Here is a 19,681-nt window from a genome sequence, read left to right as displayed (position 1 = left end):
GGGCGGGCGGTCCCGTCGTCAGACGGTGGTGTCGTCCTCCTCCACCGGCGGCATCAGCGTGCGCAGCCAGCGTTCGGTCTGGGCGACGTGGGCCTCGGCCGCGCCCGCCGCCGCGCCCGGGTCGCGGTCGGCGATGGCCGTGGCCAGCACCCGGTGGTCCGCGTCGCTCTTGCGGCGCAGCTCCGGGCCCTCGGGGAGGGTGAAGACCTGGTACTTGCGGGAGCGGGCGCGGAAGACCGCGAGCAGGGAGGCGAGGGTGGGGTTGCCGGCCGCGCGGGCGATCTCGGCGTGGAAGCGGTGGTCGAGCTCCGAGGCCTCGGTGGGGTCCTCGGTGGCCTCCATGGACGCGATGAGCGAGAACAGCGTCCCGACGGTCTCGGGCGTCGCCCGCGCCGCGGCCTTCGCCGCGACATGGGCCTCCAGCACGCGCCGGATCTCGTAGACCTCCAACAGGCCGGGCAGCGGCAGGAGTTGCAGGGTCAGCGAGAGGCTGCCGATGAGGTCCTCGGGGCGCAGCTGGGAGACATAGGTGCCGGAGCCGTGCCGCGGCTCGGCCACTCCCAGGGCGGCGAGCATCCGCACCGCCTCGCGCAGCGAGCCGCGGGAGACGCCCAGTTCCTCGCAGAGGTCCGCCTCGGGGGGCATGCGCTCCCCGGGGCCGAGCCGCCCCGTCGCGATCATGTGCCGTAGGCCGTGGAACGCCTTGTCGACTGCGGACATCCTTTTCCTCCCCCTGACGGACCGGCGGCGCCTGCCCCGAGTGCACTGTAGCGAGGCGAGAGATCAGATGTCTTGGATGTATCGACCTTGAGTCATCTGATTTCTTCTGGTGCAGAGGCCTTGTCATGGCTGGAAATGGCATGCCAACATCCCGATTCATCATACGTCTGGCCCGGATCGCAGGGCCGAGATCTGATGTCCTCGCGGATGGGAGTCATGTGAGCGAGACCGAGGTCACCACCGCGCCCCGCCCCCTGCTGCTGGCCGACGGCCGGCCGGCGGCGCGGGCCTGGTCGCTGGACCCCGCCCTGCGCCACCTCAACCACGGCTCGTTCGGCGCCGTACCGCTGGCCGCCCAGGAGCGGCAGCGGGAGCTGCGCACGCGGATGGAGGCCGCCCCGGTGGTGTGGTTCCCCGAACTGCCGCAGCGGATCGCGGCGGCCCGGGTCGACCTCGCGGCCTTCCTCGGCGCGGACCCCGGCGACCTCGCCCTGGTGCCGAACGCGAGCGCCGGCGTGAGCGTCGTCTACGCCAACCTGGCCCACCGGCCCGGCGGGGAGATCGTCGTCACCGACCACGGCTACGGCGCCGTGACGATGGGCGCCGAGCGGCTGGCCCGGCGCTGGGGCGGCCGGGTCCGCACGGCCAGGGTGCCGCTGGACGCCGACGAGGAGCAGGCGTACGAGGCGGTCATGGCGGAGGTGGGCGAGGCCACCGGCCTGGTGGTCGTCGACCAGATCACCTCGGCGACCGCCCGCCGGCTGCCGGTGGAGCGGATCGGCGCGGAGGCACGGCGGCGCGGGATCCCGCTGCTCGTGGACGCCGCGCACGCGCCCGGCCTGATCGCCGCCCCGCTCGACGGGCTGGACTGCGACTTCTGGACCGGCAACCTGCACAAGTGGGGCTGCGCCCCGCGCGGCACCGCCGCCCTGGTGGCGCGCGGCCCGCTGCGGGACGGGCTGTATCCGCTGATCGACTCGTGGGCCGCCGCCGACCCCTACCCCGACCGCTTCGACCAGCAGGGCACGGTCGACGCCACCCACTACCTCGCCGCCTCCTCGGCCCTCGACTTCATCGAGGGCACCTGGGGCTGGACCGCCGCCCGCCGCTACATGGACGAACTGGCCGGTTACGCCGAGCGGGTCGTCGGCGCCGCCTTCGCCGCGCTGACCGGCACGGACGAGGGCCCCGTCGACGTCGGCATGCCGGTGCCCGGCATGCGGCTGGTGCGGCTGCCCGAGGGCCTGGCCGACAGCCGGCTCACCGCCGACGCGCTGCGCGACCGCGCCGCCGCCGAACTGGGCGTGGAGGCCGCGTTCACCAGCTTCGGCGGGCTCGGCTATCTGCGGCTGTCCGCGCACGTCTACAACACCGCCGAGGACTACGAGTACTTCGCCGAACGCTGCGTCCCGGTGCTCGGCGAATGGGCCCGCGCGGCACGCGAGCAGCACCGCGCCTCCTAGCCCGCGCCGCCGTCATCCCCGTACCCCCAAGGAAGAGGTCAGCACGATGAGAAGAAGGACGGCAGCTCTCGCGCTCGGCACCGCCGCCGCGATGCTCCTGACCGGCTGTTCCACCATGAGCCCCGGTGAGAGCGGGACAGTCACCCTCAACATGGTCGAGAGCCTGACCAACCCCGCCCGCAGCGACCTGCTGAAGGAACTGATAGCGGACTTCGAGCGGCAGAACCCCAAGACCAAGGTCAACCTGGTCTCCCCGCCGACCGAGCAGGCGGACCAGAAGATCCAGCAGATGCTCCAGTCCGGCAGCGGCGTGGACGTCCTGGAGGTACGGGACATCACGGTCGGCCCGTGGTCGAACAACGGCTGGCTGTACGACATGAAGAAGGACCTGGCCGGCTGGAAGGGCTGGGACGCCCTCACCGACAACGCCGTCGCGGCCTCCGAGGACGGCGAGGGCCGGACGTACTTCGTCCCCTACGGCTTCTACGGGCTGAGCCTCTTCCACCGCACCGACCTGATCGAGGAGGCCGGCTTCGACAAGCCGCCGGCCACCTGGGAGGAGCTACTGGAGCAGGCGTCGAAGATCCACGACCCGGCGGAGCGCCGCTACGGCTACGCCTTCCGGGGCGGCGCCAACGCGCACAGCAACGCCACCGCGGCGATCGAGGCGTACGTAGCCGACGACATCGACCCGGCCAACGGCTACAAGCTGAAGGACGGCAGCACGATCTTCTCCGCGCCGGAGGCGCTCGACGCGATGGAGACCTATCTGAAGCTGTTCAAGGAGGCCTCGCCCAAGTCGTCGGTGGCCTGGGGCTATCCGGAGATGGTCGAGGGCTTCTCCAACGGTTCCACCGCCTTCCTGCTGCAGGACCCCGAGGTCATCGCCACTGTCTCGGAGTCCAAGTCGATCGGCGAGGACCAGTGGAGCACCGCCCCGCTGGTGGCCGGGCCCAGCGGCAAGACCGTGCAGCCGCTGGCCACCGCCGGGTGGGGCGTGGCCGACGGCAGCAAGCACAAGGCGGAGGCGGTGAAGCTCGTCGAGTTCCTCTCCGAGGGGGAGGCGTCGACGGCGTTCACCAAGAAGAACAGCCTGGTGCCGATCCTGAAGGCGGCGGCCGACGACGAGTTCTACCGGACGGGCCCGTGGGCCAGTTACGTCACCATGACGGAGAACCCGGACAAGTACCTCGTCGTCACGCAGCCGCGCGGGGTCTCCTGGTGGGCGGAGTGGCAGCAGCGGGCCGACACCGACGTGCAGAAGCTGATCCTCGGCAAGCTGTCGCCGAAGGAGCTGCTGGCGGGCTGGGACGCGTACTGGACCGAGAAGTGGAAGAAGTAGCGATGTCCACCACGTCCACGTCCGGTGTCCGGAAGGCGCCCTCCGTGCGGAAGGAGGGGGGCGCCCCGCCCCGGAAGACGGGGCGGCGGCGGGAGTTCACCACCCGGCGCGGTCTGGTCGTCGCCGCCTTCATGGCGCCGGCGGCGGTCTTCGTGGCGATCTTCACGTACTACCCGATGATCGCCGGCAGTCAGATGGCGTTCCGGAACTGGAACCTGACCGACCTGACGGACACCTCGTGGGTGGGTCTGGGGAACTTCCGTGAGGTCTTCACCGACCCCGCGTGGGGCACGGTGCTGGACAACACCCTGCTGTGGGTGGTCGGTTCGATCGTGCCGCAGCTGGTGATCGGGTTCGCGATCGCGCTGTGGCTGCGGCGGCGGTTCCGGTTCCGCGGGCTCTACCAGGCGCTGATCTTCTTCCCGTGGGCGATCTCCGGGTTCCTCATCGGCATCCTGTTCCGCTGGCTGTTCAACAGCGAGTTCGGCGTCGTCAACGACCTGCTGCAGAGGGCGGGGCTGATCGACGAGCCGATCGCCTGGCTGGCCGACCCGAAGACCGCGATGATCGCGGTGCTGATCGCCAACGTCTGGTACGGCGTCACCTTCTTCGCGATCATGATCCTGGCCGCGCTCCAGTCGATCCCCGACGAGCTGTACGAGGCGGCGGCGCTGGACGGCGCGGGCAAGGCGCGCACCCTCTTCCAGATCACCATCCCCTACATCCGTACGACGCTGGCGCTCACGGTGCTGCTGCGGGTCATCTGGATCTTCAACTTCCCCGACCTGATCTTCGGCATGACCGGGGGCGGGCCGAACGACGAGACGCACATCGTGACCACCTGGATGATCAAGATCACGCAGCAGGGCGACTACGGCAAGGCGTCCGCGCTCGGACTGCTGGTCGTCGCCATCCTGCTGGTCTTCGCGGTGTTCTTCCTGCTGGCGACACGCGAGAAGAAGCAGACCGGAAAGCGAGGGGTGCGGGCGTGATCGGCAAGGAATCCACGGCCGGCCGGGCCACCAAGTTCACCTTCCTCGGCCTGTGGCTGGTCTTCTCCCTCTTCCCGCTCTACTGGATCGTCGTCACCTCGCTCAAGGCGCCCGGCGACATCTTCACCTTCCCGATCGCCTACTGGCCCGAGCGGTTCTCACTGGAGAACTACCAGGGCCTGTTCGGCAAGGCGGACTTCGGGACGTACCTGGTCAACAGCCTGGTGGTGGCGACCGTCGCGGGCGCGGTCGCCACGGCGATCTCGACGCTGTCGGCGTACGTGCTGGCGCGGTTCGAGTTCCGCAGCAAGTCCGCGCTGCTGATGGCGGCCCTGGTCACCCAGATGATCCCGTCGTTCATCGCGCTGGGCCCGCTGTACCTGCTGATGACCGACCTGCGGCTGGTCGACAACCGCTTCGGGCTGATGCTCGTCTACATCGCGGTGTGCATCCCGTTCTGCACGGTGATGCTCCGCGGGTTCTTCGAGAACATCCCGGACGCGCTGGAGGAGGCGGCCATGATCGACGGCCTCTCCCGGTTCGGCGCGCTGGTCCGGGTCCTGCTGCCGGTGATGCGCCCCGGGATCGTGGCCGCGTTCATCTTCAACTTCGTCAACTGCTGGAACGAGCTGTTCCTCTCGGTGACGCTGATGAACAGCGACGGCAACAAGACGGTGCCGACGGCCCTGAACGGTTTCATCTCCAGCTTCAACATCGACTGGGGCTCGATGTCCGCGGCGGCCGTGCTCACCATCCTGCCCACCATGGTCCTCTTCGCCTTCGCCAGCCGCCACATCGTGCAGGGGCTCACGGCCGGGTCGGTGAAGGGGTGATCAGACCCGCCGGCCGGCTTGCCGGGCCGCCTGCTCCAGGCGGGCGCGGTAGGTCTCCCACCAGGCCGCGTCGCCCGACATCATGCTGGTGTTGGTCTCGCTCATGCCGACCTCGCCGTCGATGAGTTCCCGGAGGATGTCGGCGTGGCCCGCGTGCCGCTGCGTGTCGGCGATCACCCGGACCACGGCGTGGTGCAGCGTCAGCTCGTCCCTGCCGTCCGGCCACCACGGCACCCTGCCGGTGGTGTCCAGGGGCAGCGCCTCCAGCGTCGCGTCGGCGTGCGCCCACGCCCGGCGGTACAGGCCGGTGATGTACTCCCGTGACTCCTCGGCCGTGGCCCACATGTCGGCGTTGCCCGCCGCCGACTCCTCGGTCCAGGGCAACGGCTCACCGGCCGGCCGGCCGAAGGTGTCGCCGAGGTACCCCAGCTCCACGCCGGCCGCGTGCTTCACCAGGCCGAGCAGATTGGTGCCGGTCGGCGTCATCGGCCGGCGCACGTCGTACTCCGGGAGCCCGTCGAGCTTCCACAACAGGGCGTCGCGGGCCGACTGGAGATAGCGGCGGAGGTCGGACTTGGCCGTGCCGTCGGATGCGGTCATGCGCCCAGTCTGCCGCCCTGGGCCCCCCGAGCCGACGGCTTTTCCCCGGTCAGCGGCGCCATCGCCAGGAGCGGCGGCGGGGCCGGGTGGAGAGGTGCAGGCCGAGGGCCGTCGCGTAGCCGGCGATGCTGTCCTCGTGGCCGTGGCGGAAGCGTTTGACCATGCGCTGGACGGGCCAGACCAGTGATCCGTCGGAGAGGCGGAGCGCGGGGCCCGGCTCGCTGTGGGGATCCGCGCCGTCGGTCTCCCAGGCGCCGCCGGCGCTGCGCCGGACGGTCTCCCCGAGGTAGGCGCCGAGAGCGAACAGGCGGGAGCCCTGGTCCGTGGCGAGGAGGCCCCCGGCCACCGCGACGCCGCGGTCGCTGTGCTCGGCCATGAAGCGCTCGAGGTCCCGCAGGCTCGCGGGGGTGAAGTCCGCCCGGTAGCCGGAGCGTTCGAGGGCCCGGGCGATCCGGGTGGCGCTGGTGCGCACGTCGTCCAGGAGGCCGCGTGCGTCGGAGGCGGTCGCAGTCATGCCGGGATCCTCGCCGATGCCACTGACAACGCCCCCGACGCGTGGCGCACTTTTGCAAGCAGGTGCTTGCAATAGTTAGCGGAGTGCGGCAGGGTGGAGGCATGGCATCGCTCAACGTCGGCAATCTCGGTGAGTACCTGCGCGAGCAGCGGCGCAGTGCGCAGTTGTCGCTGCGGCAGCTCGCCGACGCCGCCGGGGTGTCCAACCCGTACCTCAGCCAGATCGAGCGCGGGCTGCGCAAGCCGAGCGCGGAGGTGCTGCAGCAGGTCGCCAAGGCGCTGCGGATCTCCGCCGAGACGCTGTACGTACGGGCCGGCATCCTCGACGCCGAGCGGGACCGGGACGAGGTCGAGACCCGTGCCGTCGTGCTCGCCGACCCCACGCTGACCGAGCGTCAGAAGCAGGTGCTGCTCCAGATCTACGAGTCGTTCCGCAAGGAGAACGGGTTTGCGGGCGCCGAGGACGGTCAGGCGACGCCGGGGGGTGCCCCGGCTCCCGAAGCCGTCGACGCCCCGTCCGCCGAGCCCCGCCCCCGCGTGGTCGACGGCAGCGACACGGATCCGCGGCGGACGGCCGGCTGAGCCGGACCAGGGCGCCGGCCGCCCACCGCGGATCTCCTACGAACCCTCAGCCGAAACGAATCCGGGAGGACCCTCACCATGGCCATCACCGACGACCTGCGCAAGACCCTCAGCGACCCGACCCCGCTCTACTTCGCCGCCGGCACCGCCGACCTCGCGCTGCAGCAGGCCAAGAAGGTGCCGGCCCTGGTGGAGCAGCTGCGCACCGAGGCCCCGGCCCGTATCGAGGCGGTCCGCAACACCGACCCCAAGGCCGTCCAGGAGCGGGCGACCGTCCGGGTCCGGGAGACGCAGGAGAACCTGCAGAGCAAGGTCGGGGAGCTCATCGGCTCGCTCGACACCGACCTGAAGAAGTTCGGTGAGAACGCCCAGGACCTCGCCCTGCGCGGGGTCGGCATCGCCGCCGAGTACGCGGTCAAGGCCCGGGAGGCCTACGAGAAGGTCGCCGAGCACGGCGAGCACGCCGTGCGGACCTGGCGCGGCGAGGCCGCCGAGGGCATCGAGGACATCGCCGTCGCGGTGGAGCCGGCGGCCGAGCCGAAGCCCGCGCCCCGCCCCGAGCCGGTCGCCGTCAAGGACGCCGCGCCCGCCGCGAACGGCACGGAGGCCGCCGCGAAGAAGCCCGCCGCCAAGAAGGCCCCGGTCCGCAAGCCCGCGGCGAAGAAGACGACCCCGCCCGCGAAGTAGCGGTGACGGAACCGGACGGGCCGGGCACTTACGCGGTGCCCGGCCCGTTGTCCGGGTAGCCGTCCGGCCGATGCGGGTACGGTGACGGCGTAACGACGGCGTAGTGGACGAGCCGAGTCTGGTGGTGGACGTACGTGCTGATGCAGGGCTTCCAGGGGTTCATGTGGTTGCTGAGCATGGCCCTGATTGTGTTCAGCGGCTTCGCGCTGATCGACGCCGCCACGCGCCGTGAGGACGCCTATCGCGCGGCCGACAAGAAGACCAAGCCCTTCTGGCTGATCATCCTGGGCCTCGCCTTCGTGGTGAACCTGATCTTCAACATCCTGTCGTTCCTGCCGGTCATCGGCCTGATCGCGACCATCGTGTACATGGTCGACGTCCGCCCGGCCCTCCGCGGCCTGCCCGGCGGCGGCCGCCCCCGCAGGGGCTCCAGCAGCGACGGCCCCTACGGCCCGTACAACGGCGGCCGCTGACCCGGAGCGGCGCCGTGCGGCGGGCTCGCGGTCAGCCCGCCCGGTCCAGCAGCAGCACCGCCACGTCGTCCGTCAGCTCGCCGCCGTTGAGCGCCCGCACCTCGTGCACCGCGGCCCGCAGCAGTTCCTCCCCGCGCAGCCCCTCGGAGAGCTGGCGGCGGATCATCTCCACCATGCCGTCCTGGCCGAGCCGTTCCCCGGTGTCGCCGACCCGGCCCTCGATCAGGCCGTCGGTGTAGAGCATCAGGCCCCACTCGGCGCCCAGGTCCACCTGCATCCGCGGCCAGCGGGCGCCCGGCAGCATGCCGAGCGCGGGGCCGTTGTCGTCGTACGGCAGCAGACGGGCGGGCGCGCCCGGGCGGACCAGCAGCGGCGAGGGGTGCCCGGCCAGGCACAGCCCGGCCTGCCGGCCGTCCGGCGCGATGTCCACCGTGCACAGCGTCGCGAAGATCTCGTCGTCCGACCGCTCGTGCTCCAGCACCTCCTGCAGCGTGCCCAGCAGCCGGTCCCCGCACAGCCCCGCCAGGGTCAGCGCCCGCCAGGCGATGCGCAGCTCCACGCCGAGCGCGGCCTCGTCCGGGCCGTGTCCGCAGACGTCGCCGATCATGGCGTGCACGGTGCCGTCCGGGGTGCGGACGACGTCGTAGAAGTCCCCGCCGAGCAGGGCGCGGGAGCGGCCGGGCCGGTAGCGGGCGGCGAACCGCAGCGGGGAGCCGTCCAGCAGCGGCGTCGGCAGCAGGCCGCGCTCCAGCCGGCGGTTCTCCTGTGCGCGGACCCGGCCCTCGGCGAGCCTCCGCTCGGCGGAGTCGGACCGCTTGCGCTCCACGGCGTACCGGATCGCCCGGCTCAGCAGCCGCCCGTCCAGCTCGTCGCGGACGAGGTAGTCCTGGGCGCCCACGCGTACCGCCGCCGCGCCGCGCTCGGCGTCGTCGGCTCCGGTGAGGGCGAGCACGGCGTGCCGGGGCGCGATCTCCAGCACGTGCTTGAGCACGGCGAGCTCGTCGTCACCGCCGCCCGCCCGGCCCGGCGCGGGGAGCGCGAGGTCCAGCAGGATGCAGTGCACGTCGTCGGTCAGCAGCCGCCCGGCCTCGGTGAGGTTGCGGGCGGTGCGCACGCGGATCGGCTTGCCGGACTGGTCGAGCAGGTCCGGGACGATCGGTGAGCCGCCGGGATCGTCCTCGATCAGCAGCAGGGTGAGGTTGGTGGCGGCGGCCGTCTCGGTACGCTCCGGCGCGGCGCCGGGCCGGTCCGCGGCGTGCTCGGACGGGTCCGCCGGGCGTGCGGCGGTGACCCCGGTCTCCGGGGAGTCCTGGGCGGAGCCGCCGTTCGGTGCTGCGGCCGGCGCCTGACCACCTTCCGCGGCCGGGATCGCTCTCTGCCGCGGTACGGGTGCGGGCATTGTTCCGGGTTCCTTCCCTCCCCCCGAGGGCACGGTGGGGGCGACGGCCTTGGGCCCTGTTCCCCTTTCGAACGGGGACGATAGCGGCTGACGGCGCCGCAGCGGAATGGTGTGAACCACGCCGCTCGGCCATCCACCGCTGTCATATGCCGCGTTTGCTACCGCAGTTGGACAGGCCGGAACCGCCACCGGGATGACGAACGTCACTCCCCGGGCGAGGCGGCGGGGAGAACGGCGTGCGCTGGGTCACGTGGCCTGTGTCACGGGGCAGTTGAGCGGCCGGAGGGAGCGCGCGAAACCCCGCGGTCCGCTCACGCGTCGGGCCGTACGACCCCGAGGATCGGCATGGATCCGGCCCCCGCGGTCGTCACCGTCCGCCCCGGGCGGGGGGCGTGCACCATGGTGCCGTCCCCGATGTACATGCCCACGTGGCTGGCGTCGTCGAAGTAGATGATCAGGTCACCGGGGCGCATGTTCTTGATGTCGATCCGCTCCAGCTGCGCCCACTGCGCCTCCGAGGTGCGCGGCATGCCCTGCCCGGCCGAGATCCAGGCCTGTGAGGTCAGCCCGGAGCAGTCGTATGACTTCGGCCCCTCGGCGCCCCACTGGTACGGCTTGCCGATCTGGGCGGTGGCGTACGCGACGGCCTTCTTGCCCTTCGCCGTCGCCTTGCCCCTGATCTCGTCGAGGATGCCGGAGCTCAGCCACGACGCCTGGGCCTCGTCGGCGGCCTGCTGCTCCAGCAGGGCCAGACGCTCCTTCTCCTCCTTCTCCAGCGTGGACTCGACCTGCTCGGCCGCCTCGATCTGCTTCTCGATCTTCTTCTGCGCCTTGGCCTTGGCCTTGCGGCCCGCCTCCAGCTTCGTCATCTGCGCTTCGGCGTCCCGCGCGTACTGCTCCAAGTCCTGCTGCGCCCGGGTCAGTTCCCCGAGCAGTCCATGGGTCGCGCGCTGGCCGGCGCGCACCCGGCCCGCGCCGTCGAGGAAGTCCTGCGGGTCGTCGCTCAGCACCAGACGGGCCTCGGGCGGGAGCCCGCCGCCGCGGTACTGGGCGGCGGCCGCGGCGCCGGCCCGGGCCTTCAGCCCGTCGAGCCTCTCCTGGCCCTTGACGATCTTCTTCGCCAGCCGGACGATCTCCGCGGACTGGTGCCGCGCCTTCTCCTCGGCGGCGTTGTACTGGTCGGTGGCCACGGCCGCCGCGCGGTAGAGCTTGTCGAGCTTCTCGCGCACGATCTCGAGTTCCTCGTCGGCCGGCAGGGTGACGCTCGCGCTCGTGGTGGGGTTCGGGGACGGCGGGGGAGTGGGCGCGGCGAACGCCGTGCCGGGCAGTGCCAGCACGGTGACCGCGCAGACCACGGTCACGGCCGCCGTGAGCAACCCGCGCTTTCCCGTTCCCATGTCACGCACCCCCGCTTGATTAACCGCCAGTAACATCTGGTCGCCCGGGGGATGCTGCCATGCCGGCGCGCGAAACGACAGAGGGTGTACTCACCCGTCTCCTCGTCCCGGGCATTCCCGGCACGGTGATCATCCCGCCGTTGTGACGAACGGCTCACGGAGATCGTTCCCGGCGTGCCCGGCCTCCCCCGGACGGGTCACCGCTCCCGGCGGACCGGGCGCCGGGCGCGTCGTCACCCCCGCGGCGCCAGCGCCTCCCACCGCACCGTGACCTCCCCCTGCCGCCAGCGCCCCGGCGCGTCCGTCACCGGCCAGTCGGCCGTGAGGTCCCGCACCGTCCGGATCCAGCGCTGCCGGGCGCCGTACGAGGCGTACGGCGCGGCGGCGGCCCAGGCGCGGTCGAAGTCGCGCAGGAAGGCGTGCACCGGCTCGCCGGGGACATTGCGGTGGATGAGCGCCTTCGGCAGGCGTTCCGCCAGGTCGGAGGGGCGTTCCAGGGAACCGAGGCGGGTCGCGAAGGTGACGGTGCGCGGCCCTTCGGGCCCGAGCGCGACCCACACGTGCCGGCGGCCGATCTCGTCGCAGGTCCCCTCGACCAGCAGTCCGCCGCGCGAGCCCGTCGCCGGGTCGGCCGGGGCCAGCCGGGCGCACAGCCGCCGCCACACGGCGGCCACCTCCGCCTCGTCGTACTGGCGCAGCACGTTCGCCGCGCGGACCAGCACCGGCCGCCCGGCGACCGGGAGCTCGAAGCCGCCGTGCCGGAAGACCAGCCCCTCGCGCTCGTACGGCCGGGCCGCCTCGACCCGGACCGGTTCGATCTCGACGCCCGTCACCCGTGTGCGGGGCGCCACGGTGCGCAGCCTGTGCAGCAGTTCGACCGCCGTCCAGGGGGCGGCGCCGTAGCCGAGGTCGACGGCGACGGGGTCGCCCGCGCGGCGCAGTTCCGCTCCGTGCGCGGCCGCGATCCAGCGGTCCATGCGGCGCAGCCGGTTGGGATTGGTCGTCCCGCGCGTCACCGTGCCCACGACGCGGGAGCGGGAGGGGGCGCGCACTGTCATGGGGTCGAGTATGCGGGTACCCGGGGCCGACGCCGCCGGTGGTGACGTGGACCACTCTCGAACGGTTGAGCGAAACCCGGTAATGATTCGGCAAAAACGCGAACCGGGGACGTCGTCCGGAAATGGGAACGCAATCCTCCGGCGTTGATGCCCCCGAGGGTCCGCACACCCTCCACCAGTCATGCCCGCAGCGAGGAGGAACGCCACGTGAGCCAGTACATCGCGAGGCTCGGGCGGCGCTCCCCCGCCCCCTCTGCGCGGCTGCGCCTGCACCGCAGGCCCCGCCGCGTGGCGATGCTCTCCGTGCACACCTCACCGCTGCACCAGCCGGGCACCGGCGACGCGGGCGGCATGAACGTCTACATCGTGGAGCTCGCGCAGCGCCTCGCCGCGATCAACATCGAGGTCGAGATCTTCACCCGCGCGACCGCCGCCGCCCTCCCGCCCGCCGTCGAGCTCGCCCCCGGCGTCCTCGTCCGGCACGTCGACGCCGGCCCCTACGAGGGCCTCGCCAAGGAGGAACTCCCCGCCCAGCTGTGCGCCTTCACCCACGGCGTCATGCAGGCCTGGGCCGGCCACCGCCCGGGCCACTACGACCTGGTCCACTCGCACTACTGGCTCTCCGGCCACGTCGGCTGGCTCGCCGCCCAGCGCTGGGGCGTCCCCCTGGTGCACGCCATGCACACCATGGCCAAGGTCAAGAACGCCAGCCTGGCCGACGGCGACACCCCCGAGCCGGCCGCCCGCGTCATCGGCGAGACCCAGATCGTCGACGCCGCCGACCGGCTGATCGCCAACACCGCCGAGGAGGCCGACGAACTCGTCCGGCACTACGCCGCCGACCCCGGCAAGGTCGCCGTCGTCCACCCCGGGGTGAACCTGGGCCGCTTCCGCCCCGCCGACGGCCGGGCCGCCGCGCGGGCCCGCCTCGGCCTGCCCCAGGACGCCCTGATCCCCCTCTTCGCCGGCCGCATCCAGCCCCTCAAGGCGCCCGACGTGCTCCTGCGCGCGGTGGCCGCCCTCCTCGGCGAGCGTCCCGAACTGCGCTCACGGATCTGCGTCCCCGTGGTCGGCGGCCCCAGCGGCAGCGGCCTCGCCAAGCCCGAGGGCCTGCAGAAGCTCGCCGCGCGGCTCGGCGTCGCGGACGTCGTCCGCTTCCACCCGCCGGTCGGGCAGGAGCAGCTCGCGGACTGGTTCCGCGCGGCGTCCGTGCTCGTCATGCCCTCCTACAGCGAGTCCTTCGGACTGGTCGCCATAGAGGCGCAGGCGGCCGGCACCCCGGTGCTCGCCGCAGCGGTCGGCGGCCTCCCCGTCGCCGTACGGGACGGGCACACCGGCTTCCTCGTGCAGGGCCACGACCCCGACGCCTACGCTCGGGTGCTGCGCGACTTCGCCGACCACCCGCACCTCGCCGACCGCATGGGCGAGGCCGCCGCACGGCACGCCCAGTCCTTCGGCTGGGACACCGCGGCCGCGGCCACCGCCGACGTGTACACGGCCGCGACCCAGGCCCACCGCCGTCACGTACGCTCCACCCATGGCTGACAAGGCGGCGGAGGCAGCGCAGGTCATCGAGGACGTCCTGAGGGACGCCGAGCTGGAGTGGGAGAGTCCCGAACCCGGCAGTTACGTGGTGAAGCTCCCCGGCACCCGCAAGCTGTCCACCACCGTCTCCCTGATCGCCGGCCGGCACACGCTCTCCCTGAACGCCTTCGTCGTCCGCCACCCCGACGAGAACGAGGGCGCCGTCCACCGCTGGCTCCTGGAGCGCAACCTCAAGCTGTTCGGCGTGAGTTACGCCGTCGACCCGCTCGGCGACATCTACGTCACCGGCCGCCTGCCCCTTTCCGCCGTCACCCCGGAGGAGCTCGACCGGCTCCTCGGGCAGGTCCTGGAGGCCGCCGACGGCAGCTTCAACACGCTGCTGGAGCTCGGTTTCGCCTCCGCGATCCGCAAGGAGTACGACTGGCGGGTGTCGCGCGGCGAGTCCACCCGCAACCTGGACGCGTTCGCCCATCTGCTGCAGCGTCCCTCCGGCGAGTGAGCACCGTCAGGGCCCCGAACGGACGTACGACGCCCTGCTGTTAATCTGCCGCGATCCGGACCCCGCCTCTCAGGGGTCCCGTGCATGAAGAGGACGTGCATGCGCACAGGCAGATCCACCCTGACGGCCGTGCTCACCGGGGCGCTCGCCCTGGGGCTGTTCACCGCGACGCCCGCCCGGGCGGCGGACACCGGCGTCACGGTGTCGGACATCGTCGTCAACAAGGGCAAGCCCATCATCGTGGGCATCACCGAGGAGAAGGAACCCGCCGTCACCTTCCGCATGACCTGGCCCGCGGGTTACACGTCCGGCGACATCACCGCGTTCCCGCACCTCTACCACGAGACCACCGCCGCCAAGGGCGCGGAGACCGGCATCCGCACGGGCTACGTCACCTACTACGACGACACCCCCCGCTCCGCGAACGTCGAGGGAGTGCTCTACATCGACCCCCGGTGGACCCTGGACTCCACCAAGGACGCCACCACCTGGAAGATCGCGGTCAACGTCCGCCGCTGGGCCCACGGCTCCGAGACCAAACTCGAGGCCGAGGAGACCCTGACCGGCCTCGGCACGGTCCAGGTCAAGCGCGCGGCGCGGGCCACGGTGAACGCCTCGCCGGAACCGGTCGCCAAGAACAAGACCCTCACCGTGACGGGCAAGCTGACCCGCGCCGACTGGGGCAGGGAGGCGTACGTCGGCTACCCCGACAAGCTCGCCAAGCTCCAGTTCCGCAAGGCGGGCACCAGCACGTACACGACGGTCAAGACCGTACGCGCGAATTCCACCGGCTCCCTGAAGACCACGGTGACGGCCACCACCGACGGCTACTGGCGCTGGACGTTCGGCGAGACGTCCACGACGGGCGGCGCGACGGCGGCGGGCGACTACGTCGACGTGCAGTGACCCGCGCGGGGCCGGTGGCAGCGGCTACCGGCCCACCGCGCGGTAACGCCCCGGCGTGACCCCGACCAGCCTCCGGAAGTGCCGGGTGAGGTGCGCCTGGTCGTAGAACCCGGTGTCGACGGCCACCGTGCCCGGCGCCCGCCCCTCCAGCAGCAGCCGGCGCGCGCGCCCCACCCGGCGGGACATCAGGTACTGGTGCGGCGCGATGCCGTAGGCGCCGCTGAACGCCCGCACGAGGTGGGCGGGGTGCGCGGACAGCAGCGCGCCCGCCTCCTCCAGGGTGAGTCCGTCGACCACCCGGGCGTCGAGCAGCTCCCGCAGCCGCCGGGCCAGCACGGGATCGCGCCGGGGCGGCCCGGCGGCGTCCCGCGACCGCAGATGCTCGCGCAGCCGCTCCCCGACGAGGGTCAGCCTGCTCTCGGCCTCCAGCTCGTCACCGGGCCGTACCAGCGCGGAGTGGACCTGCCCGACGCGGCGCCGCAGCACGGGGTCCCGCAGATCGGGCCGGTCGACGGCGGCCCCGATGAGGTCGTCCCCGAGCCGGCTGGTGTCGAGGTAGAGCACCCGCTTGCGGAAGCCGTCGGCGGTGGCGGGGGCGCCGTTGTGGGGGACGTGCGGGGGCAGCAGCGACACCGTGTCGTGCGGGGTGCCGTGCTCGTGCCGGTCCAGGTCGTACCGCACGGCGCCGTCGTCGACGATGAGCAGCGTCCAGGCGTCGTGGACGTGCATCGGGTAGGCGTACTCGGTGTAGCGGGCGTGGAACACCTCGACGACACCCGGGACGCGGGGCCGCCAGGCGGAAACGGCCCGCTCGGGGCGTTCCGCGGCCATGCAAACAACGTACAAGACGCCGCCGGGCCCGGTCGGCAGTCTCGGTGCATGAGCACTCGCTTCGACACGAAGATCGCCGTACTGCTGCGCGAGGACCTGGAGCCCTGGCAGCGCCTCAACGTCACCGCGTTCCTGGTCAGCGGCCTGGGCACCCAGGTCCCCGAGGTCGTCGGGGAACCGTACGAGGACGCGGACGGCGTCCCGTACCTGCCGATGTTCCGCCAGCCCGTCCTGGTCTTCCAGGGCACCAAGGAAGTCCTGGGGGCGGCCCATGCACGGGCCCTCTCCCGCGCCCTGCCCCGCGCGGTCTTCACCTCGGACCTCTTCGCCACGGGTCACGACGAGGCGAACCGCGCAGCGGTCCGCGCCGTCGGCACGGCCGGCCTGGACCTGGTCGGCCTCTCGCTCCACGGCCCGCGGAACGCGGTCGACAAGGTCCTCAAGGGCGCCCGGATGCACCCCTGATACGCCGACACCCACCGCATCCGGTGAGGGAGCGGTGACGGCGTACGTACAACCATGCGGGGTCCCCGCGCGTCCAAGATCACAGTTCAAGCGCCCGTTCACAGGACGTTTCTCGGACCACGGAGAACCATGCCCTCCTCACGCAGCACCGTCCTCGCCACCGCCGCCGTGCTCGCGGTGGCGCTCTGCCCGCCGCTCCTCGCCGCCCCCGCGGCGTCGGCCGCGCCCGCCAAGTACGCGGACGACTTCAACGGTGACGGCTACCGCGACTACGCCTACAGCGGGAGCGTCACCGACGCGGGCAGCGACGGCTCCGGAACCGTCGGCGTCATCTACGGCACGGCCACCGGGCCGAACGGGCGCAAGCAGAACCTCACGCAGAACAGCGCGGGCATCCCCGGCGCCAACGAGTGGGACGACGGTTTCGGCAACGCGATGGCGGCCGCCGACTTCAACCGCGACGGATACGCCGACCTGGCCGTCGGCGTCTACGGCGAGGACGTCGGCACGGTCGCGGAACAGGGCGCCGTCATGATCGTCTGGGGTTCCGCGTCGGGACTGTCCGGTGCCACCTCGGTCCCCAACAAGGCACCGGGGAAGTCGCACCAGATGGGTCTCGACCTCGCCGCCGGGGACTTCAACGGCGACGGCAGGCCCGATCTGGCCCTCATCAACGACCACACCGCGCACGTGTACGCCGGCTCGTTCACCAAGTCCGGTTTCAGCGGCAAGGTCACCAAGCTCACCAACGACAAGATGTTCGCCGAGCACCTGGCCGCCGGGCGGGTCACCAAGGACACGGCCGCCGACCTCGTGGTCGTCGGCGGGGTGGACGGCACCCGGCACACCGTCAGCGGCGCCTGGTTCATCCGCGGGGGCAGCACGCTCACCCGGGGCGCTACCTACGAGCTGGGCACCGGTGAGGACACCAGCTGGGAGGTCGACACCCAGATCGCCGACTTCAACAAGGACGGCTACGGGGACATCGCCCTCGGACACCCCAACGCCCAGGGCAAGGGCGGCGTCCTCGTCTGGCGCGGCGGCTCCACCGGGCCCGGCGGCGTCACCCGCCTCAACCAGAACACCACCGGCGTCACCGGTGCCATGGAGAGCGGCGACCGCTTCGGCGCGAGAATCTCCGTGGGCGACGTCAACGCCGACGGCTACCCCGACCTGGCCGTCGCCGCCCCCGGCGAGGACATCGGCGGACACGCCGACGCCGGCGCCCTGCACATCCTGCGCGGCGGCCCCTCCGGGCTCACCGGAGCCAAGTCGCAGTTCTTCGACCGCAACACCTCGGGCGTGCCGGGCGGCCTGGAGGCCAATGAGTCCTTCGGCGACTACCTGCGGCTGCGCGACTCCGACCGTGACGGGCACGCCGACCTCTTCACCGACTACCTCCGTCTGCGCGGCCACTCCGGCGGCATCACCACGTCCGGCGTCCAGGACACGGTCTCGTCGGACTTCCTGCAGTAGCGCACCCGCGCGGTCACGCCGGTGACGGGGCGGTGCGGGCCGGGCGGGGCGCGCCGCGGAACACCTGCGCGGTGTGCCAGTCGCGGTGCGACGCGGCGACGGGGGCGGTACCCGGTTGGGGGCCGAGGAGGGGGCGGCCGGAGAGGTCGGTGACCTGGGCGCGGGCCGCAGCGCTGTGTCCGACGAAGCTCTGCGAGACCAGGACGCGGTGGCCGTCGCCGACACCGAGGACGCCCTTGTCGAAGAGCTTGTGGTGCAGGGAGCACAGGCACAGCCCGTTGTCGACGTCGTCCGGGCCGTCGAACGCCCACCAGCGCACATGCGCGGCCTCCAGCCCGGCGGCCACCGGCCCGATCCGGCCGTCGTAGCCGCAGAACGCGCACCGGTACTCGTACGCCGTCAGCACCAGCTCCCGCATCCGGCCGTCCCGGCGGCGCCCGGCGGTCGTGCGGAGGGCGACCTCCGCGGGCGCGGACTCCAGGCCGACGGCCTCGCAGAGTTCGGCGTGCAGCGAGGGCGGGAAGTTCGCGTCGAGCAGCGCCCGCGCCATACGGCTGAGCAGCGACCGCTCCCGCCGCAGCGCCGCCCGCAGTTCCGGGGCGAGCCGTCCCGCCGCGTGGGTCGTCCGCAGCTCCCGCACGCCGGTCCCCGGACTGCCGGAGCCGCGGTCGCTGCGCACCTCCCACACCCCGTCACCGACCAGGTGGTGGAAGGGGTAGGCGGGCGAGGTCCGGTTCGTCGGGCCGTACTCCTCCAGCAGCCGCTTGAGGTCGTCCTCCACGGCGCTGTACGCCAGCTCGTCGTCGGCGTCCCGCTGGAACCGGCCGAGGGCGTACAACAGGAGCAGCGGCTTGTGCGGGGCCCGGACCCCGCCTCTGCTCCACTGCCTCAACTCGGCGGCGCGCTCGACCCAGTTCATGACGGCGATCGTACTGACGAGGGGCCGGTGCCTCTTCCGGCTGGTAATGTCGCGCTCTTCGCCGGTTCCGCCGCGCGGAGTCCCCCCCGGCAGGTCGCCCCGTGTCCGACACCCGTGACGTCGATCCCCGCGAGATGTGGCGGCTGGCGCTCGCCGAGGCCGACCGGGTCTTCGCCGACCCGCCCGCGCTCGGCCGTCCCGTGGACGGCTGCACGTACTGCACCCCCGAGTCGGACCTGCGCCTGCTCGGCGGCGACCCCGGCGCCGTGCCGGAGGACGTCCTCGGCCACTTCCTGCGCGAGACCGCCTCCCACTGGGAGAGCGACCAGTACCCCGTCCTGTGGCGCCGTCTGCTGCCCCGCGCGCTGCGCCACTGGGGCCCGGGCGGCGAGGGCTCCGACGCGGCCCTGGAACTCGGTCACCTGGGCCGTCACGGGGCCGGTCTTACCGACTGGCCCGCGCCCGAACGGGCCGCCGTGGAGGGGGCGTTCCGCGCCCTGCTCGCCCTCGCCCTGACCGGCGACCGGCTCCCGGGAGGCATCACCGACCTGGTGGAGGGCATCGCCCACGCCACGGGGGAGTTGGAGCCCTGGCTGGACCACCTGGCCGCCCTCCCCGGCCCGGCGGCCGACGCCGGCCTGGTCCGCCTCGCCTTCGACTGGGCGACCGACCTGCTCTGGGAGGACTTCACGTTCACCTGGTGGTACGACGGCGACCCCGGGCTCGTGGCCGCCTGGCTCCCCACCCAGCGCCCCCGCGTCGCCGCCTTCGCCGCCCGGCACCCACGGTGCAAGACGGCGTCCGACGCGCTGATCGCGATCGACCGGCTGCGCGCGGGCGGCCACAGCCCCTGGCCGTACCCGTACGGCATGCGGCAGTACCTGCGCCTGACCGCCGCGGCGGGGTGAGGGCGCCGCTTCCTCAGTCCGGCAGCGGGACGGAGGCCGCGCGGCCGGCGTGATGCGCTCACGACGGCCATAT

Annotated in this window: 22 protein-coding genes; 13 read left to right on the top strand and 9 right to left on the bottom strand. The window is 72.5% G+C overall.

Annotated elements, in window-relative coordinates:
* Positions 1 to 18: 18 nt before the first annotated feature.
* A complete protein-coding gene (locus tag CNQ36_RS16020) occupies positions 19 to 720 on the bottom strand; it encodes a FadR/GntR family transcriptional regulator (protein ID WP_121546517.1) in 702 nt (233 codons plus the stop codon).
* Between the two features lie 218 nt (positions 721 to 938).
* Between CNQ36_RS16020 and CNQ36_RS16015 the strand changes: the two genes are divergently transcribed.
* From CNQ36_RS16015 to CNQ36_RS16000, 4 genes are read left to right on the top strand one after another with little or no spacing between them, the layout of a single operon-like run.
* Positions 939 to 2,183, top strand: coding sequence for an aminotransferase class V-fold PLP-dependent enzyme (locus CNQ36_RS16015; protein WP_121546516.1), 1,245 nt, complete (start codon positions 939 to 941; stop codon positions 2,181 to 2,183).
* Between the two features lie 46 nt (positions 2,184 to 2,229).
* Positions 2,230 to 3,525 carry an ABC transporter substrate-binding protein gene (locus CNQ36_RS16010; RefSeq protein WP_004929805.1) on the top strand — a complete coding sequence of 432 codons (1,296 nt, stop codon included), beginning with the start codon at positions 2,230 to 2,232 and terminating at the stop codon, positions 3,523 to 3,525.
* A gap of 2 nt (positions 3,526 to 3,527) precedes the next feature.
* Positions 3,528 to 4,517, top strand: coding sequence for a carbohydrate ABC transporter permease (locus CNQ36_RS16005; RefSeq protein ID WP_040906818.1), 990 nt, complete (start codon positions 3,528 to 3,530; stop codon positions 4,515 to 4,517).
* Positions 4,514 to 5,350 carry a carbohydrate ABC transporter permease gene (locus tag CNQ36_RS16000; RefSeq protein ID WP_004929809.1) on the top strand — a complete coding sequence of 279 codons (837 nt, stop codon included), beginning with the start codon at positions 4,514 to 4,516 and terminating at the stop codon, positions 5,348 to 5,350. The genes CNQ36_RS16005 and CNQ36_RS16000 overlap by 4 nt, the downstream gene beginning before the upstream one ends.
* Here the strand turns inward: CNQ36_RS16000 and CNQ36_RS15995 are convergent, their stop codons facing one another.
* Positions 5,351 to 5,950, bottom strand: a complete 600-nt coding sequence (locus CNQ36_RS15995) for a DinB family protein (RefSeq protein WP_121546515.1) — start codon at positions 5,948 to 5,950, stop codon at positions 5,351 to 5,353. It abuts the gene before it with no gap.
* 49 nt (positions 5,951 to 5,999) lie between these two features.
* Positions 6,000 to 6,464 carry a hypothetical protein gene (locus tag CNQ36_RS15990; RefSeq protein WP_121546514.1) on the bottom strand — a complete coding sequence of 155 codons (465 nt, stop codon included), beginning with the start codon at positions 6,462 to 6,464 and terminating at the stop codon, positions 6,000 to 6,002.
* A gap of 101 nt (positions 6,465 to 6,565) precedes the next feature.
* On the opposite strand from CNQ36_RS15990, the gene CNQ36_RS15985 reads away from it, so the two are divergent.
* Together CNQ36_RS15985 and CNQ36_RS15980 are read left to right on the top strand one after the other, a co-directional pair.
* A complete protein-coding gene (locus CNQ36_RS15985) occupies positions 6,566 to 7,045 on the top strand; it encodes a helix-turn-helix domain-containing protein (protein ID WP_121546513.1) in 480 nt (159 codons plus the stop codon).
* Positions 7,046 to 7,123: 78 nt separating this feature from the next.
* Positions 7,124 to 7,732, top strand: a complete 609-nt coding sequence (locus CNQ36_RS15980; RefSeq protein WP_121546512.1) for a hypothetical protein — start codon at positions 7,124 to 7,126, stop codon at positions 7,730 to 7,732.
* Positions 7,733 to 7,760: 28 nt separating this feature from the next.
* Here CNQ36_RS15980 and CNQ36_RS34715 read toward each other — a convergent pair whose 3' ends face one another.
* Positions 7,761 to 7,910, bottom strand: a complete 150-nt coding sequence (locus CNQ36_RS34715) for a hypothetical protein (protein ID WP_163013149.1) — start codon at positions 7,908 to 7,910, stop codon at positions 7,761 to 7,763.
* Between CNQ36_RS34715 and CNQ36_RS15975 the strand changes: the two genes are divergently transcribed.
* Entirely contained in the window at positions 7,873 to 8,205 is a 333-nt protein-coding gene (locus CNQ36_RS15975) for a DUF2516 family protein (RefSeq protein WP_084828358.1), read from the top strand. The genes CNQ36_RS34715 and CNQ36_RS15975 overlap by 38 nt on opposite strands.
* Before the next feature lie 31 nt (positions 8,206 to 8,236).
* Here CNQ36_RS15975 and CNQ36_RS15970 read toward each other — a convergent pair whose 3' ends face one another.
* From CNQ36_RS15970 to CNQ36_RS15960, 3 genes are all read right to left on the bottom strand, one after another.
* On the bottom strand, positions 8,237 to 9,604 hold the full coding sequence (locus CNQ36_RS15970) for a PP2C family protein-serine/threonine phosphatase (protein ID WP_040906821.1): 1,368 nt from the start codon (positions 9,602 to 9,604) through the stop codon (positions 8,237 to 8,239).
* A 311-nt stretch (positions 9,605 to 9,915) separates the two neighbouring features.
* Complete coding sequence (locus tag CNQ36_RS15965) at positions 9,916 to 11,001, bottom strand: C40 family peptidase (protein ID WP_121546511.1); 1,086 nt, start codon at positions 10,999 to 11,001, stop codon at positions 9,916 to 9,918.
* 233 nt (positions 11,002 to 11,234) lie between these two features.
* On the bottom strand, positions 11,235 to 12,059 hold the full coding sequence (locus tag CNQ36_RS15960) for a class I SAM-dependent methyltransferase (RefSeq protein ID WP_206278463.1): 825 nt from the start codon (positions 12,057 to 12,059) through the stop codon (positions 11,235 to 11,237).
* Positions 12,060 to 12,266: 207 nt separating this feature from the next.
* Here CNQ36_RS15960 and mshA point away from each other — a divergent pair, with 207 nt between their 5' ends.
* The 3 genes from mshA to CNQ36_RS15945 all read left to right on the top strand — a co-directional run bounded on the left by mshA (position 12,267) and on the right by CNQ36_RS15945 (position 15,009).
* A complete protein-coding gene (gene mshA, locus CNQ36_RS15955; RefSeq protein WP_121546509.1) occupies positions 12,267 to 13,604 on the top strand; it encodes a D-inositol-3-phosphate glycosyltransferase in 1,338 nt (445 codons plus the stop codon).
* Complete coding sequence (locus tag CNQ36_RS15950) at positions 13,597 to 14,103, top strand: type III secretion system chaperone family protein (protein WP_121546508.1); 507 nt, start codon at positions 13,597 to 13,599, stop codon at positions 14,101 to 14,103. The genes mshA and CNQ36_RS15950 overlap by 8 nt, the downstream gene beginning before the upstream one ends.
* 99 nt (positions 14,104 to 14,202) lie before the next feature.
* Positions 14,203 to 15,009 carry a hypothetical protein gene (locus tag CNQ36_RS15945; RefSeq protein WP_228312981.1) on the top strand — a complete coding sequence of 269 codons (807 nt, stop codon included), beginning with the start codon at positions 14,203 to 14,205 and terminating at the stop codon, positions 15,007 to 15,009.
* 24 nt (positions 15,010 to 15,033) lie between these two features.
* Here the strand turns inward: CNQ36_RS15945 and CNQ36_RS15940 are convergent, their stop codons facing one another.
* Positions 15,034 to 15,840 (bottom strand): AraC family transcriptional regulator, encoded by an 807-nt coding sequence (locus CNQ36_RS15940; RefSeq protein ID WP_121546506.1) that lies wholly within the window; start codon positions 15,838 to 15,840, stop codon positions 15,034 to 15,036.
* 48 nt (positions 15,841 to 15,888) lie between these two features.
* On the opposite strand from CNQ36_RS15940, the gene CNQ36_RS15935 reads away from it, so the two are divergent.
* Both CNQ36_RS15935 and CNQ36_RS15930 read left to right on the top strand, forming a co-directional pair.
* Entirely contained in the window at positions 15,889 to 16,305 is a 417-nt protein-coding gene (locus CNQ36_RS15935; RefSeq protein ID WP_040906828.1) for a DUF2000 domain-containing protein, read from the top strand.
* A gap of 129 nt (positions 16,306 to 16,434) precedes the next feature.
* Complete coding sequence (locus CNQ36_RS15930; RefSeq protein ID WP_121546505.1) at positions 16,435 to 17,781, top strand: FG-GAP-like repeat-containing protein; 1,347 nt, start codon at positions 16,435 to 16,437, stop codon at positions 17,779 to 17,781.
* A 13-nt stretch (positions 17,782 to 17,794) separates the two neighbouring features.
* On the opposite strand, the gene CNQ36_RS15925 is transcribed toward CNQ36_RS15930, so the two are convergent.
* Positions 17,795 to 18,700: a phosphorothioated DNA-binding restriction endonuclease gene (locus CNQ36_RS15925; RefSeq protein WP_121546504.1), complete on the bottom strand. Its 906-nt coding sequence runs from the start codon at positions 18,698 to 18,700 to the stop codon at positions 17,795 to 17,797.
* Positions 18,701 to 18,801: 101 nt separating this feature from the next.
* On the opposite strand from CNQ36_RS15925, the gene CNQ36_RS15920 reads away from it, so the two are divergent.
* Positions 18,802 to 19,608 (top strand): hypothetical protein, encoded by an 807-nt coding sequence (locus CNQ36_RS15920; protein WP_228312980.1) that lies wholly within the window; start codon positions 18,802 to 18,804, stop codon positions 19,606 to 19,608.
* The last annotated feature ends 73 nt before the right edge of the window (positions 19,609 to 19,681 follow it).

Source organism: Streptomyces fungicidicus, from assembly GCF_003665435.1.
Lineage (GTDB): Bacteria > Actinomycetota > Actinomycetes > Streptomycetales > Streptomycetaceae > Streptomyces > Streptomyces fungicidicus.
Note: the sequence above shows the minus strand (reverse complement) of the source record. Positions and strands in the feature narration are given on the sequence as shown.

Bases quoted from the DNA above. Each gene is read 5' to 3' on its own strand.
- CNQ36_RS16020 (WP_121546517.1), bottom strand. From the start codon at position 720: ATGTCCGCAGTCGACAAGGCGTTCCACGGCCTACGGCACATGATCGCG.
- CNQ36_RS16010 (WP_004929805.1), top strand. From the start codon at position 2,230: ATGAGAAGAAGGACGGCAGCTCTCGCGCTCGGCACCGCCGCCGCGATG.
- CNQ36_RS16005 (WP_040906818.1), top strand. From the start codon at position 3,528: ATGTCCACCACGTCCACGTCCGGTGTCCGGAAGGCGCCCTCCGTGCGG.
- CNQ36_RS15995 (WP_121546515.1), bottom strand. From the start codon at position 5,950: ATGACCGCATCCGACGGCACGGCCAAGTCCGACCTCCGCCGCTATCTC.
- CNQ36_RS15990 (WP_121546514.1), bottom strand. From the start codon at position 6,464: ATGACTGCGACCGCCTCCGACGCACGCGGCCTCCTGGACGACGTGCGC.
- CNQ36_RS15985 (WP_121546513.1), top strand. From the start codon at position 6,566: ATGGCATCGCTCAACGTCGGCAATCTCGGTGAGTACCTGCGCGAGCAG.
- CNQ36_RS15980 (WP_121546512.1), top strand. From the start codon at position 7,124: ATGGCCATCACCGACGACCTGCGCAAGACCCTCAGCGACCCGACCCCG.
- CNQ36_RS15975 (WP_084828358.1), top strand. From the start codon at position 7,873: ATGCAGGGCTTCCAGGGGTTCATGTGGTTGCTGAGCATGGCCCTGATT.
- CNQ36_RS34715 (WP_163013149.1), bottom strand. From the start codon at position 7,910: ATGCTCAGCAACCACATGAACCCCTGGAAGCCCTGCATCAGCACGTAC.
- CNQ36_RS15970 (WP_040906821.1), bottom strand. From the start codon at position 9,604: ATGCCCGCACCCGTACCGCGGCAGAGAGCGATCCCGGCCGCGGAAGGT.
- CNQ36_RS15965 (WP_121546511.1), bottom strand. From the start codon at position 11,001: ATGGGAACGGGAAAGCGCGGGTTGCTCACGGCGGCCGTGACCGTGGTC.
- CNQ36_RS15960 (WP_206278463.1), bottom strand. From the start codon at position 12,059: ATGACAGTGCGCGCCCCCTCCCGCTCCCGCGTCGTGGGCACGGTGACG.
- CNQ36_RS15950 (WP_121546508.1), top strand. From the start codon at position 13,597: ATGGCTGACAAGGCGGCGGAGGCAGCGCAGGTCATCGAGGACGTCCTG.
- CNQ36_RS15945 (WP_228312981.1), top strand. From the start codon at position 14,203: ATGCGCACAGGCAGATCCACCCTGACGGCCGTGCTCACCGGGGCGCTC.
- CNQ36_RS15940 (WP_121546506.1), bottom strand. From the start codon at position 15,840: ATGGCCGCGGAACGCCCCGAGCGGGCCGTTTCCGCCTGGCGGCCCCGC.
- CNQ36_RS15935 (WP_040906828.1), top strand. From the start codon at position 15,889: ATGAGCACTCGCTTCGACACGAAGATCGCCGTACTGCTGCGCGAGGAC.
- CNQ36_RS15930 (WP_121546505.1), top strand. From the start codon at position 16,435: ATGCCCTCCTCACGCAGCACCGTCCTCGCCACCGCCGCCGTGCTCGCG.
- CNQ36_RS15925 (WP_121546504.1), bottom strand. From the start codon at position 18,700: ATGAACTGGGTCGAGCGCGCCGCCGAGTTGAGGCAGTGGAGCAGAGGC.